The following is a 17,063-nucleotide window of genomic DNA, read 5'->3' as shown; positions in this document are numbered from 1 at the left end:
TCCCTAAATTTTATAAACTTGACAAGTTTCTTCCTTTGCTGTTAAGCAATTAGCTAAGTCCATACGTTTTTCGTCAACCAATAAAGAGCAGTTTGCTCCCTTATTATTTGCCAAAGTCAAGGTTGGAGCATCATGACCGAAACCATGAGTCATATGGGTGTATCCTTTAGGTACACGTTCTGATACTAATGTCTCTACTTCCACTTCATTAGTTTTTGACTTTACCAACACTCTATCACCAGACTTAATTCCGCGTTCTTCTGCATCTGTAGGACTAATTATTAAATAGTTTGTATCCTTTACAATTGCATTTTTATCAAAGGATTGCATTAAATATGGAATATTTCTAGTAGATGTTTGTGTATGCCAAATTACCTTGCCCCCTGCCATAAAGTAAAGAGGGTACTCTTTGCTAGGTCTATTTTTAGGTTCCACATATTCAGCTGTGACACCACCACCTACTTTTAAGTAAAGCTCTTGCACTTCATCTAATTCTCCTACTAGCGCAAACTGGAACTTACCATCTTTAAGTTTGTCGTAGTCTCCATATTTAGGCTCAATATCTTTTCCAATCCAAACACCTTCACGAGTTAGCTCATCCCAGTCTGCAAAAGATCCATCGGCCTGTTCAACTCCTTCTATAGAATCTCTAGCTGCTCCTACTTCATCATTTTCATCCATTGCCATGAAATCTTCATAGCCAAATCGTTTTCCTAATTTAACAAATATCCAATGCCCCGATTTACTTTCCCATTGGGGTTCCGTAACTTTTTGATTAATATTTAAATAAGGTACAAAGGAAGTTGGTTTATTTACTATCGTTCTTTCTAAATAAGTACATTCTGGTAACACAATACCTCCTACTGGTAAAACTTCCGCAGTTTGCGTTAAATATAAATCTATTACAATACCAAACTCAAGCTTTTCCATAGCTTCCTTTGTTAATTTACCATTCATTTGAGCTCCTACAGGTTCTGTATTATAAATAATTGCAGCCTTAATTCCATTTCCATTATTAACCGAAGTTGTTTTAGCATTAGATAATGGGCCTGCCGGTACAGCCTCTGGCGTTAGTATAGCAGCCGGAAAAATATTTCTATTTCCATCATGGGGGTTACCCTTATAGGATGGATACCCAGCCTGAGCATAATATTTTTTTTCTGTAGCATTATTAGTAAATTCGATACTATTTGTCTTTCCACCTCTAGGGTAAACCATTCCACCTTTTTTGCAAATACTTCCCACTAGTGCATTCAATGACTGCAATGCTTGTTGATTTTGAACAGCATTTGACCACATATAAAGTCCGCTGGAGGAATCAACAACAGCTGACTCTGCAGTTGCAAACTCTCTAGCAATCCGAATAATTGTTTCTGCCGCAATACCTGTAATTTTCTCTACATTTTCAGGCTTATACTTATCCTTTAATACCTCTTTTTTGTAAATATCAAAACCCTGTCCATAGTTTTCAACAAATTCTTTATCATAGATATTTTCCTTAATAATAACATGAGCCATTCCCATTAGTAATGCAGCATCTGTACCTGGAGTAATTGGTAAATACTCGTCTGCCTTTGCTGAAGAATAAGCAAATCGTGGATCGACTACTACAAGCTTTGCACCATTTCTCTTTGCTTCAATAATCTCCTTTGGAAATGCCAATCTATATCTTGGAGCTTCCATTTGGTTAGCACCCATTAAAATAATATATTTAGAGTTTTTATAATCCGCTAAAGCAGATGTATTGTTTAATACTAACTTATTTCCTACCCTCTTACCGCCTTCACAAATACTACCACTCCCAAAAGGTCCGTTAGGTGTTCCATAGTTTGATGCAAAACCTTTTAATAAAGATGCATAATGTCCTCTACGGTTCATTAAAATCAATGTTTCTGGACCATATTTTTCTTTAATATCTGTAAGTTTTTCATAAATAGTATCAAAAGCTTCATCCCAGGATATTTTTTCCCATTGATATTGACCTGTTTTTTTCATTGGATATTTTAATCTGTCAGCATCATACAATAATTGAACTCCAGAATTTCCTTTAGGACACAATCCACCTCCACTAGTCAGATCTTTCTTGTTAGGCTCTATCCTAAGAACTCTACCTTCATCACCTACAACTGCCTTTGCACCACAATAAATAGCACACATATAACATGCAGTAGGTACTACTGTTACATTTTCTGTATTTGCTGATACGGTTTCAACATTTGTAATACTATCAGCTTCTACATCATCGTCCTTGGATTGATTACATCCACTTAAAAATAGCATTGTTCCTGTAGCAACTCCAGATGCTTTTAAAAAACTTCTACGACTAATATGTTTTTCCCATAATTTCATTAAATTCATAGTTACTCCTCCTTCCTATAAATAAAAAACTTGAGGATTTATATTTTCAGGATCTCCTAACTGTTTAGGTTGCTTTTCCTTCATTAACTTAGATACCTCGCTATTAGGATCATCTATGTCTCCAAAAATTCTAGCATCAGTAATACAGGTATTAACACATAAAGGAGCCTCACCATTAGAAACTCGAGACGCGCAGAATGAACATTTTACTGCTTTGTTACTTTCTGCATTAATTGATCTAGCACCATAAGGACAAGCATTAATACACGCACCACAGCCAATACATTTTGCTTCATCTACTAAAACAAAGCCTTCCTTAGTTTTGTAAGTGGCACCTTCTACCGGACAAGCTTTAACACAAATAGGATCTTCACAGTGGGCACATAGAGCAGGTACAAACTCCATTATAACATTTGGAAATTTACCTTTTTGATTAACCAGTACCCAATTCAACTTATTATCTGGTGGTAACTGATAACCCTGTTGACAAGCTACAACACATGCGTTACAGCCTATGCATTTCTCCTTATCAAATACCATTGCATACTTAGACATTTTTTTCCTCCTTTTTTCAATTGATAATAAATAACATCAACAATTCGTTAAAAATAAAACATTCAAGTGCATTATTTTGTTTTGTTTGTTTTAAAATATTTTAATGCCCTATACTTAGATATAGTATAATTTATATAACAAACATTGTAAACCATTGCCATATTTATAAAACCTCTATCCTATTCCGATGTTTTCTTTGTTTTTTCAACGTTTTAACAAGTTAATATTTTTTTGCTTCAAGTATTATATTTGTTAATAAATAATCAGTAATTTATAGAAAAAAACTATAGTTTTATCAATTGATATAAAATATCATTATGCACTATAAGGAAATTTTATGGCAATATTATCCTATAACCCATATGTGCTACAGAATTTACCTGTATTATAGTGTCAAGTCCCTAAACATAAAAACCATATCCAAACTAACCTTTATTAATTTTATTTTTTAAAACAATAAATTGAATTAGTTATTCAAATATAAATGTAAAATTAAAAGGAAGCTTCTTAATCTTAATAAAAGAAGCTTCCTAATTATTAATGCTGGATAGTAGCCTTTTCCTATCCTTTAAGTTTAATTTAGAACAAAATCAACTTATATTACTTCAAATTATATTCCAATACCATAATAACATTACTATATACTTCAAGAACTAGTATATGATGCCTAAAAACCTTTTCTATATATTTTGTAAAATCTTTTTTATTTAAATTACATTTTTTTATTTCATATACATTCACTTCCACCTCATCCCATCCTAAGGATTCTAATCTTTGAGCCTGCTCCAAAGTGGCTAATTCCTTAGGAATCGATGCAAATATATTTCCCTTTTGAACTTCATATGCCTTCCAAAACTGATTATGTATTTCTAAAAGTTTACAACTTTTTAAATCCGATGTCCTTGTTTCACCAAATCTTTCAAGATAATCGCCTTCATAATAATTTCTTGACATAACAGGTTTATATAAAAAATTTTCTCGTGATATTTTTTCTAGTTGAATATTATCATTAAAATATATAGCATTTTGCATCGCTATATATTTATCCTTCATGTTTTGAGCTGTTACAATTAAATTATCTAAAAGTTCAACTTCTCTTCCTTTAAAATATCCACTTTCTAGGTTGTAAACAATTTTCTTTAGATCATATAAGTATTTATCCATATATTGGGTCCTCCTACACTATGATTTCATACTACCATTAATTATATTATAATTTGAATAAATTCAAAATAAATTCTCAATAATAGTAGTAAGCATTTATATTATTAAGGAAGTGATTATATTGAAGTGTACAAGTTGTAACCAAGGAAATATAATATTAAAAGATGAAGTTACCTATGTATATCATTACCATATAAAGGATGATGGAGCCGTAAAGTGGAATGATGAAGAAGGATATACTCCATATCTTTTCTTTTACAGAGATCAGAAGGATTTCAAGCAAAAAGTCGAGTGTGACAACTGCAATAAGGAGTATGATTTTAAAATAGAAAAGGATTATGATCAACAAATGGTGATTCTAAAAAAAGCCATCCATTCTAATAGCTTTATAGACTCTAAACCCTATGTTTAAATAATCGAATATCAAAACCCCCTCTTATACACTGGAGGGAGTTTTTAATATGTTCTTATTTACTTAATTCATAAAACATAAAGTTAGAGTTTCCCTCAGACCATTGTCTGTACCTTTCATCCATCTTATAAAATTCCAATACATTAATTTGTTCATCAAATTTCCAAGTAGCTACATTTAAAAATTTATATTCTCCTCTAAGTAATATTTCTTCTATAAGCATACCATTTTCATTAAAGTATTCTTCATAAATTTCTAATAAGGTCTTATCTTCTAATAATAAATGCTGATATCCATCAATAGCCATTGCTTTTAAAATCCAGCTAAGTTCATTAGTTTTTTCAATTATTTTTTTAGTATAAAATCTTTTATTAACATAAATAAATGTTTCAATATCTTTCGTAGATATAAAGTCCTCTACTAATTTTTCAAATAGTCGTTGATTAACTGAAATCCACCCTATTTTTTTAAATTTATCATTTAAAATCTCGTTAAGTTTATCTTCAGAAATATTGTTTATTTCCTCTATCAAATAATCTTCATCCGTATATTCATATTCTAAGGCATTATATACAATATCAGAAAAAATATCCTTATTAACCCAAACCCAATCCTGACTTTTAATATTTACTTGAAATAATTCTTCTACTGTACTATTTTTTATTATTTGCTCTATATTTAAATTTTCTATAATTATCACCTTCTTTTCATTATGCTTTTTATTATATACAATTTTTATACATTGGACAATAAAAAGTCGTCTAATGTTATGGTATCCACTCCTGTCCACTTAAAATTTATTGTAAATTTTCAAGTACTCAAAACATTATCAGATTCCTATTTCTTTAGAAACACTCAAAATTAGAAATGTATATTTTCTTAAACAATAAAATAGAGGCCTCTATCAACAAAGGCCCCTATTTCTAGTTTAAATTAATTTTTTTAGATAAAGCAATATTTTCCATATCATCCAGTAAGCTTTCAAATACTTTTAATGCAGATTTTATCGGCTCAGAGCTAGTCATATCTACTCCCGCCTTCTTTAATACATTAATTGAATAATCAGAGCTTCCACTTTTTAAAAAGTCTATATATCTATTAGCAGCAATTTCTCCTTCTTCTAATATTTGTTTTGAAAAAGCAATAGCTGCAGAATATCCAGTTGCATACTGATAAACATAAAAGCTATTGTAAAAATGAGGGATTCTAGCCCATTCAATGTCAATATGACTATCAACAACAATATCGGGACCATAGTACTTTACATTCAAGTCATGATAGATTTTATTCAAGTCATCTACTGTTAGAGCTTCTCCTATTTGAATCTTATCATGTGTAATTTTTTCAAATTCTGCAAACATAGTTTGTCGATAAACTGTTGTTCTAAACTGTTCTAAATAGTAATTTAATAAATACATCTTTTCATTTAAATCTTTAGTGTTTTTTAACATATAATCCATAACAAGTGCTTCGTTTACAGTAGATGCTACCTCTGCTACAAATATTTTATAATCACTATAAATAAATGGTTGATTTTGAGCAGTATAATAGCTGTGAATTGAGTGCCCCATTTCATGTGCTAATGTAAACATACTGTCTACATTGTCTTTGTAGCTCATCAAAATAAATGGATAGCTATCATAGGTTCCCCAAGAGTATGCTCCACTAGTTTTTCCTGCATTTTCATAAACATCTACCCATCTATTTTTAAATCCAGACTTTAAAATATTAATATATTCTTTACCAAGAGGTTCTAAGCCTTTCATAATCAATTCTTTAGCTTTTTCATAGCTAACTGACATTTCAATATCCTTTATCATAGGAGTATATAAATCATACATATGTAGTTCATCTACACCTAACATCTTCTTTCTTAAATTTACATATCTATGCATTAAATGTAGATTTTCATGGATTGTATCTATTAGTTTGTCATATACATCTATAGGTATATTATTATCAAATAAGGCTGCATCTATTGAACTTTTATGTTTTTTCACCTTCGCAAAGAAGTAATCCTTCTTTAAGTTTGAAGAAAATGTGGTTGCTAATGTATTTTTAAAGCTATTATATGTATTATACAGAGCAGAAAAAACGTCCTTTCTTACCCTTCCGTCAGAACTCTCTAGTAACTGTATGAAATTTCCATGTGTTACTTCTACTTCTTCACCATTTTCATCTAATATTGTAGGGAATTTCATATCAGCATTGTTTAACATAGTAAATATATCTTGAGAAGCATGAGCTATTTCTCCTGCCTGCGCAATAATTTGCTCTTCTTCTATTGAAAGTACATGTTCTTTATTCCTTAGTATTTCACTTAAATAATGTTGATATTTCTTTAATTCATCTTTTTCACTATAATATTGATTTATTTCTTCTTCAGAAATTTGTAGAATTTCCGGTACAAAGAAAGCAACGGCACTTTCCGTTTTAATATATAAACCTTGTGCCTTATCAGTTAATCCTTGGTATTTAGTATTTGTATTATCTTCATCCCTTTTCATCTTTGCATATGTATAAACCTTCAATGCTTTTTCATATAGCATTTCATAAAGATTTAATGCATTTAAAAGTCCTTTGCTATTATTAAGTTTTCCTTGGTACTGACTGAACTCTTCAATAAGTTCTTTTACTCTGTTATAATCATTTTCCCAATGACTTTCATCTTGATACATATTTTCAATAGACCACTTAAACTCTTCACTGATTTCTACTCTTTCTAACACTTTTGTACCTTTGTTATTTTTTTCTTCTCCCATTATACATTCCCCTTTCATTTTGTTTATATCTTCTTATTGAATATACTGTTTCAACATAAAATATATTTATCCTTTTTATTTATTTCCTATAACTTAAAACAATATAGGGTTCGTATATTGCTATACAATTACTCACATCCTAGTGTAAGGATTCCTTAAAATATTACTAATATTCTACGTAGTTTAGATAACCTTATAATTTATTACAAAAAATGGAAGGTTAAAAAACCCTCCATTTTATAAATAAAATATTTATTATTATTTTTTTCTAGCTATTCTATCTACTACCATAGCGATAGCACCATCACCAGTTACGTTGGCAGCTGTTCCAAAGCTATCTTGTGCCATATACAGTGCCATCATTAACCCTAATTGAGCTTCTGTAAAACCAAGCATTGATGAAAGTAGACCAAGAGCCGCCATAACAGCCCCACCAGGTACTCCAGGAGCCGCTATCATAGTTACTCCTAGCATCAAAATAAATGGAAGCATTTGCCCAAAATCTAAAGTTGTTCCTTGTAAAAGCATTACAGCAAGAGAACAAGTGGTAAGTGTAATTGTACTACCTGCTAAATGAATAGTAGCACATAAAGGTACTGCAAAGTCCGCTATCTCATCACTTACTTTATTTTTCTTAGTTGACTCAACAGTTACAGGAATTGTAGCAGCTGAAGATTGAGTTCCTATAGCAGTAAAGTAAGCAGGAAGCATATTTTTAAGAGCTGCAAATGGACTTACTCCAGCAACTGATCCGGCTACTAAAAACTGTATAATAAGATATGAAATATGAACAGCTATTACTAATAAGAATACCTTACCAAATACTGCCATAGTTTGCATTACTTCGCCTGTAAAGGCCATTTCAGCAAATATACCTGCTATATATATTGGTAACAATGGTATGATAATATTATCGATTACTTTTTCAATAATATTTTGGAATTCTTTCACAAAATCAAACATAGTTTTACCTTTGATTGAAGCAATTCCAAGACCAAGTAAAAATGCAGTAACTAAAGCTGTCATTACCCCCATTATAGGCGCTATTTCGAGTTCAAATATAGCTTTAACCTCTATGCCTGTGCCTCCTATATTAGCACCGCTAGGAATAAGCATAGGTAGTACATTACTTGCCACAAAATATGCTGCTGTACCTGCTATGATAGTCGATATATAGGCTAATCCTGCAGTGATTCCTAAAAGTTTTCCTGCTTGATCACCTAGTTCTGCAATACCAGGTGCAACAAAGGCGATAATTAATAGTGGAATTATATAACCTAAAAACTGTCCAAAGATGCCACTAAATGTCACAAGTAGTCTAGTTAAAATTTCAATTTTAGTGGTACCAATAATTATACCTAATATAATTCCGATCAGTAATTTTGGTAACAATCCTAGCTTCTTCATTCCTTCTCCTCCATTTCAATTGTTTTAGAATAATTAATAAATAATAACTTACTTAATAAGGAAGTTTTTCCATCCCTATTAAGCATTATTATATATTATATATTATCTTTATTCAATCTAAGATTAATATTATTCTGTAAATTGTCTATTTTTTATGCTTTTATATTATTTGCAAAAATTTTTAAATTAGTACTTCCTATATATCTATTAGTAAAATTTTTTTAATAAGCTTGAGTAAATAAAAGCAAGGGTTATCAGAAAATTACTTTTTTCCAAAACCCTTGCTATTACTTTGTTTAACTGGTGAGGATAATTGGACTTGAACCAACGACCTCTACGATGTCAACGTAGCGCTCTGCCAGCTGAGCTATATCCTCCAATATATTTTTTTGTACTATAATTGCTTTTAAATTCTATGTAAGTGTAATCTTAATGTTTATAATTAATTGAAATTATATCACCTAGATTTAAAATTTGCAACAATATTTGCAAATCAGGCTATTTTTCATGGTATTGTAATACATTTATAGTTTTGAACGTATATCTGTAGGGTAGACAATAGTATAGTTAAAATAAACTTGCAAATTTAAGGAGGTAAGTCATAATGAGGGAGTTTTATAAAAAAACATTCCAAAAACAAGCAGTTATGCGAAAAGTTATAATGAGTCTAATTCCAATCATAGTAGGCTCAATTTACTTTTTTGGATGGCGTACACTAGTTTTAATGGCTACTATTACTTTATTTGGAGTAGCAACAGAATATTTCTTTGAAAAGCGTCTTAACAAAAAAGTCACAGAAGCAGTATTTGTAACATGCATTTTGTTTACATTAACATTACCAGTCTCTACACCGCTATGGGTAGGAATTATAGGTATAGTCTTTGGTATTACTTTTGCAAAGGAAGTCTTTGGAGGTTTTGGGTTTAACGTATTCAATCCTGCCTTAGCTGCACGTACCTTTATTTATGTAACATTTCCAGAGCCTTTAACTATTAGTTGGAATGTGGCATCCAGTGGATTTCCAGGCGGCTTTGGAAAGTATATTACTCCTGCAGTAGATGCTATTTCCCAAGGGTCTCCATTAATACATTTTGGAGAAACCAATACTATGTTACCTTTTAAGCAACTATTTTTAGGTAATGCTACAGGATCCTTAGGTGAAACAAGTGGACTACTTATTTTAATAGGGGCATTTATTCTTTTAAGACATAAATCAGCTGATTGGAGATTAATGTTAGCGCCAGTTATAGGTTTTCTAACCTTCAGCTCAATACTATATTTAAGTAATGTATCGGGTGCACAGCATCCATTATTCTCGCTATTTTCTGGTGGATTTTTATTCTTATCTGTATTTATGACTACGGACCCTGTTACAGCACCTAAAACAAAAGAAGGCAAATGGATTTATGGAGTATTAACAGGAATTATAACTACTATTATCAGAGTATTTGGACTCTTTGTAGAAGGCGCAATGTTTGCTGTTCTAATAATGAATATATTTGTTCCAATTATTGATGAAGCCGTAAAATATATAAAAACTCCTCGGAAAAAGGAGGTATCTGCATGAAAAAATTTAGTTTTCGTCCAGTTATTTTTATGATCATTGTTACTGTAATATATACAGGCGTACTTGCTACTATTAATGAAGTAACCAAAGATAGAGTTTTATCTAATAAGGAAGTAAAAAAACAAAGTGCACTACTTTATGTTTTAGATATACCTACCAAAGGTAAAAATCCTTCAGAAATAAACAAACTTTTTAATTCTCACTTTAAAGTTGTGGAAAGCGAGAACGACATTTACTACGAGGGCTACAAAGATAACTCTTTAGTGGCTAACATTTATCCTGTACAAGGAAATGCCTTATGGGGAAGCTTGGAAGGACTTATAGGCTTAACTCCAGACTTAAATAAAATTGTAGGTATCGAGTTTTTATCCCACAACGAAACTCCAGGCCTAGGTGGCAGGATAGATGAAGATTGGTTTAAAGAGCAATTTAGAGAAGTTCTTATATCCAAAGAAGTGTCAAGAGATTATATAAATTATAAGCCAAATATGGGAGGTACGGTTGACTCTATTTCAGGAGCTACAGTTACCTCAAATTCGGTGCTAAATATTATTAATGAAAATATAGAAAAAGTAATTCTCGGTAAGAGAGGTGATAAATAAAATGTTTAAACAAATAAAGAAAATTTTTGCTGCTGGTATCATTCACGATAACCCCATATTTCGCCAGATTTTAGGTATTTGTTCTGCTCTTGCAGTTACTAACCTTATGATGAACTCTCTAGTAATGGGGCTAGGTGTAATATTTGTTACATCTTTTTCAAGCCTAACTGTATCTTTTCTTAGAAAATCTACACCTAAACATATTCGAATGATGGTGCAAACCTTAATTATATCTGCCTATGTAATTATAGTAGATATTGTTTTAAAGGCATATTTTCCTTCCATGAGTGAAGCTCTTGGTCCTTATGTCGGATTAATTATAACTAACTGTATTATTATGGGTCGCTGTGAGTCCTTTGCACAAAACAACACACCATTTTTATCTTTTATAGATGGAATAGCCTCTGGTATGGGATATACCTTGGTTTTACTTATTATTGCATTTTTTAGAGAAATTTTAGGCTTTGGAAGTGTATTTGGAATAACTATTATGGGCAATTGGTGGCCTAAATGGATATTTATGATTATGCCTCCAGGTGGATTCTTCATGCTTGCCCTATTAATATGGATAGCAAATACATATTTGGTTTCACAGCAAGATAAGCAAGTATCAAAACAAGATAAACAAGTATCTCTAGCAGGAGGTGGCAACTAATGGAAGGTATTAATCCTTTAGTAATATTCTTTGCTTCTATTTTTACTAGTAACATGATATTAGCAAACTTTTTAGGTATGTGTTCCTTTATTGCTGTATCTAAGGAAACTAAAACTTCTTTAGGCCTTGGTCAAGCAGTAACCTTCGTTTTAACTGGTACTACTATTCTAAACTATTTCATATACCACTACTTACTAGTTCCATTTGGGCTTGAATATCTTCGTTTTATAGTTTTTATTATTACAATTGCAGCATTCGTTCAATTAGTTGAAATGATAGTTGAACGTTATCTACCAACTTTATATTATTCATTAGGAATTTTTCTACCATTGATTACTGTAAATTGCGCGATTTTAGGAGTAGCTATTTTTATGGTAATTCGTGACTATAATCTTTTACAGTCAATTGCCTTTGGTGTAGGTTCGGGGATTGGATGGATGTTAGCTATAGTAGCTATGTCTGGCATCAGACAAAAAATAAAAAGAGCTCCAATACCTAAAGGATTAGAAGGAGCTGGAATTACTTTAATAATAACGGGAATGATGGCTTTAGCCTTTATTGGTTTTTCAGGAATTGTAAATATTCAGTAGGGGGTTAGCTTATGTATAATATATTAATAACTGTAGCAGTAATTACTGGAATTACAGCAGTGCTTGCCCTTATACTAACTTGGGCCAATGTCCGTATTGCTGACTATGGAGAGTGTAAAATAGTAATAAATAATGATAAAGAACTTGTAGTCGAAGGTGGGAATACATTGTTATCTTCCTTAATCGCTAATGAAGTTTTCATTCCATCTGCCTGTGGTGGCAAGGGAACATGTGGGTATTGCAAGTGCAAGGTAGATAGTGGTGCTGGTCCTGTACTTGCAACAGAACTTACATATCTTTCAGATAATGATATAAAAAATAATGTTCGTCTATCCTGCCAGGTAAAGGTTAAGGAGGATATGAATATACAGATTCCAGAAGACTTATTTAATGTAAAACAATTTAAAGGTGCTATAGAAATTGCCAAGGATATTACACCTACTATTAAGTTTTTGAGGATTAAAATTACCGATGGACAAGAAATCGATTTTAAAGCTGGTCAGTATGTTCAGCTACTAGCACCGCCCTATGGAGATAGTACAGAAGAAGTTTTCAGAGCTTATTCAATCGCTTCTTCTAATTTTGAAAAAAACTTTATCGATTTAATAATAGGTTATGTGGATGGCGGTATTCTAACAACCTACGTACATAAACATCTTTCTGAAGGTGATAAAGTAACTTTTAACGGCCCCTATGGTGATTTTTATTTACAGGAATCTGAAGGAGATGCAGTTTTAGTTGCAGTAGGTACAGGTATGGCTCCTATTAGAAGTATACTTTATGAAATGCTACATAAGAAAATTGATCGTAATACTATCTTCTTCTTCGGAGCTAGAACTAAAGATGACCTGTTTATGTTAGATGAGATGAAAATATTTGAAAATGAACTTCCTAGATTTAAGTTTATCCCATGTCTATCTCGTCCACGAGAAGAGGATAATTGGCAAGGACATGTTGGTAGGGTAAATGATGCTATATTTAAATATTTAGAAGGAAAAGATGATACAGAAGCTTATTTATGTGGAAGTGCTCCTATGATAGACTCCACAGTTAATGCTCTTATAGATAAAGGAATACTTGAAAATAATATTTTCTATGATAAATTTGATTAACAAAGGGAAGGACTGTAATCCTTCCCTTCAAATTTTTTGGTATGAATTTAGTCTATAACTTCAATACATCCTTCATTGTATATAGACCCTGCTCTTTATCTATAATAAACTTTGCTGCTTCTAATGCTCCCTGTGCAAAAACTGATCTATTGTGAGCTTCGTGAACTATTTTTAAAGTTTCTAATTCATTTATAAAGTTTGCTTCATGATAACCAACAATATTACCTCCGCGAATTGCATGTATGCCTATTTCTCCCTTTTCCCTTAGACATTCTCCAGCTCTTCCATGTTGATGCTTTCTCACTTCTCCTAGCCCTCTTTCTATAGATTGAACAATAGATGTAGCACTTCCAGAGGGGGAATCTTTTTTACGATTATGATGAGCTTCTATTACTTCAATATCCACTTTTTCATTTAATATTGATGCTGTTTGCTCCACCAATGCAAATAATATATTCATTCCTAGAGACATATTAGTTGACTGTAATATTGGAACTTCACTAGAAGCAACTCTTATTTGCTCTAACTGATCCTTACTAAATCCTGTTGTTCCAATTATTAAAGGTATTCTTTTTTCTACGCAAAGCTTCAATACATCATCTAATGCCGAAGGGTGTGAAAAATCCACCACTACATCATAATTATCACTTAGTAAGTCTTTAGATATTTTTTCATCTATACCATTAATTTCTTTCCAAAATGAATCCTTGTTAGCTAGTTCTTCTATTAATCTACCCATATGTCCGCTTATACCATAAATTAATAAATTCATATAGATAAGCCTCCTTAAATAATACTCAATTTTTTCATCTCATCTACTAGCTTAATTCTATTAGATTCCTCCATAGATGTTAACGGAAGTCTTAGCTCATTTTTAATATATCCCATAGCATTTAAAGCTGCCTTTACTGGAATTGGATTTACTTCATAGAATAAAAGATCTATAAATTTTTTGTATAAAAGTTGTATTCTTAAAGCTTCTTCTACATTTCCATCCATAAATGCCTGGCACATATGTTGCATTTCTTTAGGGATAACATTAGATGACACAGAAATAACTCCATGACCTCCGCAGGCATAAATAGGCACCACTTGATCATCATTACCAGAATAAATTTTAAAATTTTTAGGAACCAATCTTTTAATTTCTAATATTTGAGAAATATTCCCGCTAGCCTCTTTTACTGCTACTACATTTTTAACCTTGCTCATTGCTAATACAGTTTCCGGCGCAATATTTACACCTGTTCTTGAAGGAACATTATATAAAATTACAGGTAGAGATGTAACATTAGCTACTGTGGTAAAGTGTTCAATTAGACCCTTTTGAGTACATTTATTATAATATGGAGTAACAAGCAGTATACCATCTGCCCCTAAGTTTTCGGCTTGTTTAGTATTTTCTATAGCTACTTGGGTTGAATTTGAACCGGTACCCACTATAACTGGAATTTTACCTCCTACCCTTTCAATGGCCGTACTAATAAGCTTTTCCCTTTCTTCAAAGGTCTGCGTAGATGCCTCTCCAGTTGTACCTAATACAATTAAAGCTTGAGTATTATTTTCTATTTGAAAATCAATTAATTTTTCAAAAGCTTCAAAATCAATTTTACCTTCATTAAAAGGTGTTACAATTGCAACTCCCGCACCATTAAACATATAAATATTGCCCCCTTATTTAAAATTTTCAATAGTTTCTATAATTTGAATTGCATTAGTAGCAGCTCCTTTTCTAAGGTTATCTGCAACTACCCATAGAGATAATCCTTTTGAATTAAACAAATCCTTACGAATTCGACCCACATATGTGCAGTCGCTGTTTTCGGCCTCAAGTGGAGTAGGGTATTTGTTTTCATCAGGATTATCATTTAAAACTACACCTTCAGTTTCTTCTAATATTTCTCGTACTTCATTTATATCTGGATCTTTATTAAGCTCTAGGTATATAGATTCGCTATGGCCGTAAAATACTGGAATCCTTACAGCCGTCGGATTAACTTCTATTGTATCATCTCTTAAAATTTTATGAGTTTCATAAATCATTTTAAGCTCCTCTTTTGTAAATCCATTTTCATTAAATACATCTATATGTGGAATGCAATTGGCAGCGATTTTTCTTGGGTATACTTTATTTGGATAGCTCTCATCTATTAGTTGTTTTTCAAGTTCTTCAATTGCCTTATATCCACTGCCCGATACAGCCTGATAAGTAGATACTACAACTCGTCTAATACCATACTTCTTATGAAGTGGAGCAAGCACCATTACCATTTGGGTTGTAGAGCAATTTGGATTGGCTATAATTCCCCTATATCCCCTTAAAACATCACCATTAACTTCTGGCACGACTAAAGGTATTCCCTCTGTCATCCTCCAATGAGATGAGTTATCTATTACAATATTCCCAGCAGCGGCTGCAATGGGTGCAAATTTTGCAGATATAGCTCCTCCAGCAGCAAATAGTAAATAATCAAAGGTTTCCTTCATAGCCTCTTCTGTCAACAACTCAACTGTTACTTTCCTGTTATTAAATATTATTTTTTGTCCAAAAGATTTTTCCGAAGCAAAGATTCTTAGTTTATCTATTGTTAAACTTCTTTCTTCAAGTACTTCAATCATCTTTTTTCCTACCGCACCTGTACCACCTACAATACCAACAGTTAAACTCATTACTTTGCCAACCCCCTGTTTTTTATAGCTTGTAAATCGTCTAAAAAACATTACTAAATTACTCTTATTTTATTCAATATTTAGATAATAGTGCCTTAGATTTATATTTAATTTTAAATTAATAGATTACTATAATTATACAAAAAAAATTAGGAAAATGCTTAAGCATTTTCCTAATAATAAAAGTCATGTAAACCTATGGTTTTTATATATTGTCTATTTTGTGTAATCCAAAAGTTAGTTGATTTCCTTGGATTTAAAAAATATAATGCATTTCCAACAGGTCTTGCACCATTTAACACAGCAGTAGCGGCCTTAATACTTTCTGCATTAGGTGTGTTATAGATTGTCCCATCTATAACCGGTGAAAATTGAGTATAACCATCTTGCTTATCAAAAACAACACCCTTTATAGTATTTGGAAATTTTCCACTACTAACCCTATTCACAATTACGTTCCCTACAGCAACCTTACCTTCATAGGATTCTCCTTGGGCCTCAGCATGAATAATTCTACTTAACCAATACAGGTCTTCATTTCTTTCACTACCTCTACTTGCTACTTGACTTGAAGAATTATTTACAGAACCTTTTATTTTTAGTGTTTGATTTTCATAAATCATATCAGAAGATAAATTGTTTAGCTCTTTTAAATGATTTGCAGATACATTAGCTCTTTGAGCAATTAGAAATAAGGTATCACCCTTTTTAACCGTATATTTTTCTCCAGTAATAGGAGATGAAGATGTACTCTTGTCCTTCATATCAGTAGAAGTATTTATGTCGTTTTCTTTTTTATTACTAGCTTTATGATTATTATCTTTATTATTATCTTCTATTACTATCGGTATTTCGTTATCTGTTACTTCAGCTATATTTTTTTCTTCAGCTTCAACTTCAACCTCATCTTCATCTTTTTCCATAACTTCAGCTATAGAAGACATTTCTGCTTTTCTTGAATTCTTAGTTAAATCTTCTTTTGAAAAATTAAGATTAATTATAGAAAATAAAACTATAATACTTAACAATATACCACTGCCAATTAACGGTATTTTGTATTTTTCTAGTATGCTTTTCATCTATACCACCCTTTCAGCTCTACTGTTAAAAATTTTATCATAAAAAATTGTCTAAGGACGATGTAACTTTTGGTAATTATTAAATGTATATAAAAAAAGCGCTAGGGGCACACCCCTAGCACTAGTCTAA

16 protein-coding genes and 1 tRNA gene are annotated in these 17,063 nt (G+C 31.6%); 6 read left to right on the top strand and 11 right to left on the bottom strand.

Annotated elements, in window-relative coordinates:
* Positions 1-3: 3 nt before the first annotated feature.
* From KQI88_RS04095 to KQI88_RS04085, 3 genes are all read right to left on the bottom strand, one after another.
* On the bottom strand, positions 4-2,358 hold the full coding sequence (locus KQI88_RS04095; protein WP_216415059.1) for a molybdopterin-containing oxidoreductase family protein: 2,355 nt from the start codon (positions 2,356-2,358) through the stop codon (positions 4-6).
* Between the two features lie 15 nt (positions 2,359-2,373).
* Positions 2,374-2,913, bottom strand: coding sequence for a 4Fe-4S dicluster domain-containing protein (locus tag KQI88_RS04090; protein ID WP_216415058.1), 540 nt, complete (start codon positions 2,911-2,913; stop codon positions 2,374-2,376).
* Positions 2,914-3,513: 600 nt separating this feature from the next.
* Positions 3,514-4,077, bottom strand: a complete 564-nt coding sequence (locus KQI88_RS04085; protein ID WP_216415057.1) for a hypothetical protein — start codon at positions 4,075-4,077, stop codon at positions 3,514-3,516.
* 121 nt (positions 4,078-4,198) lie between these two features.
* Here KQI88_RS04085 and KQI88_RS04080 point away from each other — a divergent pair, with 121 nt between their 5' ends.
* Positions 4,199-4,489 (top strand): hypothetical protein, encoded by a 291-nt coding sequence (locus KQI88_RS04080; protein ID WP_216415056.1) that lies wholly within the window; start codon positions 4,199-4,201, stop codon positions 4,487-4,489.
* 55 nt (positions 4,490-4,544) lie between these two features.
* On the opposite strand, the gene KQI88_RS04075 is transcribed toward KQI88_RS04080, so the two are convergent.
* The 4 genes from KQI88_RS04075 to KQI88_RS04060 all read right to left on the bottom strand — a co-directional run bounded on the left by KQI88_RS04075 (position 4,545) and on the right by KQI88_RS04060 (position 9,035).
* Positions 4,545-5,189: a hypothetical protein gene (locus KQI88_RS04075; protein ID WP_216415055.1), complete on the bottom strand. Its 645-nt coding sequence runs from the start codon at positions 5,187-5,189 to the stop codon at positions 4,545-4,547.
* Between the two features lie 223 nt (positions 5,190-5,412).
* Complete coding sequence (gene pepF, locus KQI88_RS04070; RefSeq protein ID WP_216415054.1) at positions 5,413-7,251, bottom strand: oligoendopeptidase F; 1,839 nt, start codon at positions 7,249-7,251, stop codon at positions 5,413-5,415.
* Between the two features lie 258 nt (positions 7,252-7,509).
* A complete protein-coding gene (locus KQI88_RS04065) occupies positions 7,510-8,658 on the bottom strand; it encodes a dicarboxylate/amino acid:cation symporter (protein ID WP_216415053.1) in 1,149 nt (382 codons plus the stop codon).
* A 301-nt stretch (positions 8,659-8,959) separates the two neighbouring features.
* Positions 8,960-9,035: transfer RNA gene (locus KQI88_RS04060), tRNA-Val, on the bottom strand.
* 227 nt (positions 9,036-9,262) lie between these two features.
* Between KQI88_RS04060 and KQI88_RS04055 the strand changes: the two genes are divergently transcribed.
* Genes KQI88_RS04055 through KQI88_RS04035 form a run of 5 tightly spaced genes read left to right on the top strand, consistent with a single transcriptional unit; the run spans position 9,263 to position 13,184 of the window.
* Positions 9,263-10,225, top strand: a complete 963-nt coding sequence (locus tag KQI88_RS04055) for an RnfABCDGE type electron transport complex subunit D (RefSeq protein ID WP_216415052.1) — start codon at positions 9,263-9,265, stop codon at positions 10,223-10,225.
* Entirely contained in the window at positions 10,222-10,827 is a 606-nt protein-coding gene (locus KQI88_RS04050; protein WP_216415051.1) for an FMN-binding protein, read from the top strand. The genes KQI88_RS04055 and KQI88_RS04050 overlap by 4 nt, the downstream gene beginning before the upstream one ends.
* 1 nt (position 10,828) lies before the next feature.
* Positions 10,829-11,482 (top strand): electron transport complex subunit RsxE, encoded by a 654-nt coding sequence (rsxE, locus tag KQI88_RS04045; RefSeq protein WP_216415050.1) that lies wholly within the window; start codon positions 10,829-10,831, stop codon positions 11,480-11,482.
* Positions 11,482-12,072, top strand: a complete 591-nt coding sequence (locus tag KQI88_RS04040) for an NADH:ubiquinone reductase (Na(+)-transporting) subunit E (protein ID WP_216415049.1) — start codon at positions 11,482-11,484, stop codon at positions 12,070-12,072. Before rsxE ends, KQI88_RS04040 begins: the two co-directional genes overlap by 1 nt.
* Positions 12,073-12,083: 11 nt before the next feature.
* Positions 12,084-13,184 (top strand): NADH:ubiquinone reductase (Na(+)-transporting) subunit F, encoded by a 1,101-nt coding sequence (locus KQI88_RS04035; protein ID WP_216415048.1) that lies wholly within the window; start codon positions 12,084-12,086, stop codon positions 13,182-13,184.
* Positions 13,185-13,236: 52 nt separating this feature from the next.
* On the opposite strand, the gene dapB is transcribed toward KQI88_RS04035, so the two are convergent.
* From dapB to KQI88_RS04015, 4 genes are all read right to left on the bottom strand, one after another.
* Positions 13,237-13,956: a 4-hydroxy-tetrahydrodipicolinate reductase gene (dapB, locus tag KQI88_RS04030; protein WP_216415047.1), complete on the bottom strand. Its 720-nt coding sequence runs from the start codon at positions 13,954-13,956 to the stop codon at positions 13,237-13,239.
* Between the two features lie 14 nt (positions 13,957-13,970).
* The gene (gene dapA, locus KQI88_RS04025) at positions 13,971-14,843 is read right to left on the bottom strand and encodes a 4-hydroxy-tetrahydrodipicolinate synthase (protein ID WP_216415046.1); all 873 of its coding nucleotides are present in this window, start codon (positions 14,841-14,843) and stop codon (positions 13,971-13,973) included.
* Between the two features lie 15 nt (positions 14,844-14,858).
* Positions 14,859-15,854, bottom strand: a complete 996-nt coding sequence (locus KQI88_RS04020; protein WP_216415045.1) for an aspartate-semialdehyde dehydrogenase — start codon at positions 15,852-15,854, stop codon at positions 14,859-14,861.
* Between the two features lie 173 nt (positions 15,855-16,027).
* On the bottom strand, positions 16,028-16,933 hold the full coding sequence (locus tag KQI88_RS04015; RefSeq protein ID WP_216415044.1) for a cell wall hydrolase: 906 nt from the start codon (positions 16,931-16,933) through the stop codon (positions 16,028-16,030).
* Positions 16,934-17,063 lie beyond the last annotated feature (130 nt).

The sequence above is a fragment of the Alkaliphilus flagellatus genome, from assembly GCF_018919215.1.
Lineage (GTDB): Bacteria > Bacillota > Clostridia > Peptostreptococcales > Natronincolaceae > Alkaliphilus_B > Alkaliphilus_B flagellatus.
This window is presented reverse-complemented; position numbering and strand designations above follow the sequence as displayed.

Bases quoted from the DNA above. Each gene is read 5' to 3' on its own strand.
- KQI88_RS04095 (WP_216415059.1), bottom strand. From the start codon at position 2,358: ATGAATTTAATGAAATTATGGGAAAAACATATTAGTCGTAGAAGTTTT.
- KQI88_RS04090 (WP_216415058.1), bottom strand. From the start codon at position 2,913: ATGTCTAAGTATGCAATGGTATTTGATAAGGAGAAATGCATAGGCTGT.
- KQI88_RS04085 (WP_216415057.1), bottom strand. From the start codon at position 4,077: ATGGATAAATACTTATATGATCTAAAGAAAATTGTTTACAACCTAGAA.
- pepF (WP_216415054.1), bottom strand. From the start codon at position 7,251: ATGGGAGAAGAAAAAAATAACAAAGGTACAAAAGTGTTAGAAAGAGTA.
- KQI88_RS04065 (WP_216415053.1), bottom strand. From the start codon at position 8,658: ATGAAGAAGCTAGGATTGTTACCAAAATTACTGATCGGAATTATATTA.
- KQI88_RS04055 (WP_216415052.1), top strand. From the start codon at position 9,263: ATGAGGGAGTTTTATAAAAAAACATTCCAAAAACAAGCAGTTATGCGA.
- KQI88_RS04050 (WP_216415051.1), top strand. From the start codon at position 10,222: ATGAAAAAATTTAGTTTTCGTCCAGTTATTTTTATGATCATTGTTACT.
- rsxE (WP_216415050.1), top strand. From the start codon at position 10,829: ATGTTTAAACAAATAAAGAAAATTTTTGCTGCTGGTATCATTCACGAT.
- KQI88_RS04040 (WP_216415049.1), top strand. From the start codon at position 11,482: ATGGAAGGTATTAATCCTTTAGTAATATTCTTTGCTTCTATTTTTACT.
- KQI88_RS04035 (WP_216415048.1), top strand. From the start codon at position 12,084: ATGTATAATATATTAATAACTGTAGCAGTAATTACTGGAATTACAGCA.
- dapB (WP_216415047.1), bottom strand. From the start codon at position 13,956: ATGAATTTATTAATTTATGGTATAAGCGGACATATGGGTAGATTAATA.
- dapA (WP_216415046.1), bottom strand. From the start codon at position 14,843: ATGTTTAATGGTGCGGGAGTTGCAATTGTAACACCTTTTAATGAAGGT.
- KQI88_RS04020 (WP_216415045.1), bottom strand. From the start codon at position 15,854: ATGAGTTTAACTGTTGGTATTGTAGGTGGTACAGGTGCGGTAGGAAAA.
- KQI88_RS04015 (WP_216415044.1), bottom strand. From the start codon at position 16,933: ATGAAAAGCATACTAGAAAAATACAAAATACCGTTAATTGGCAGTGGT.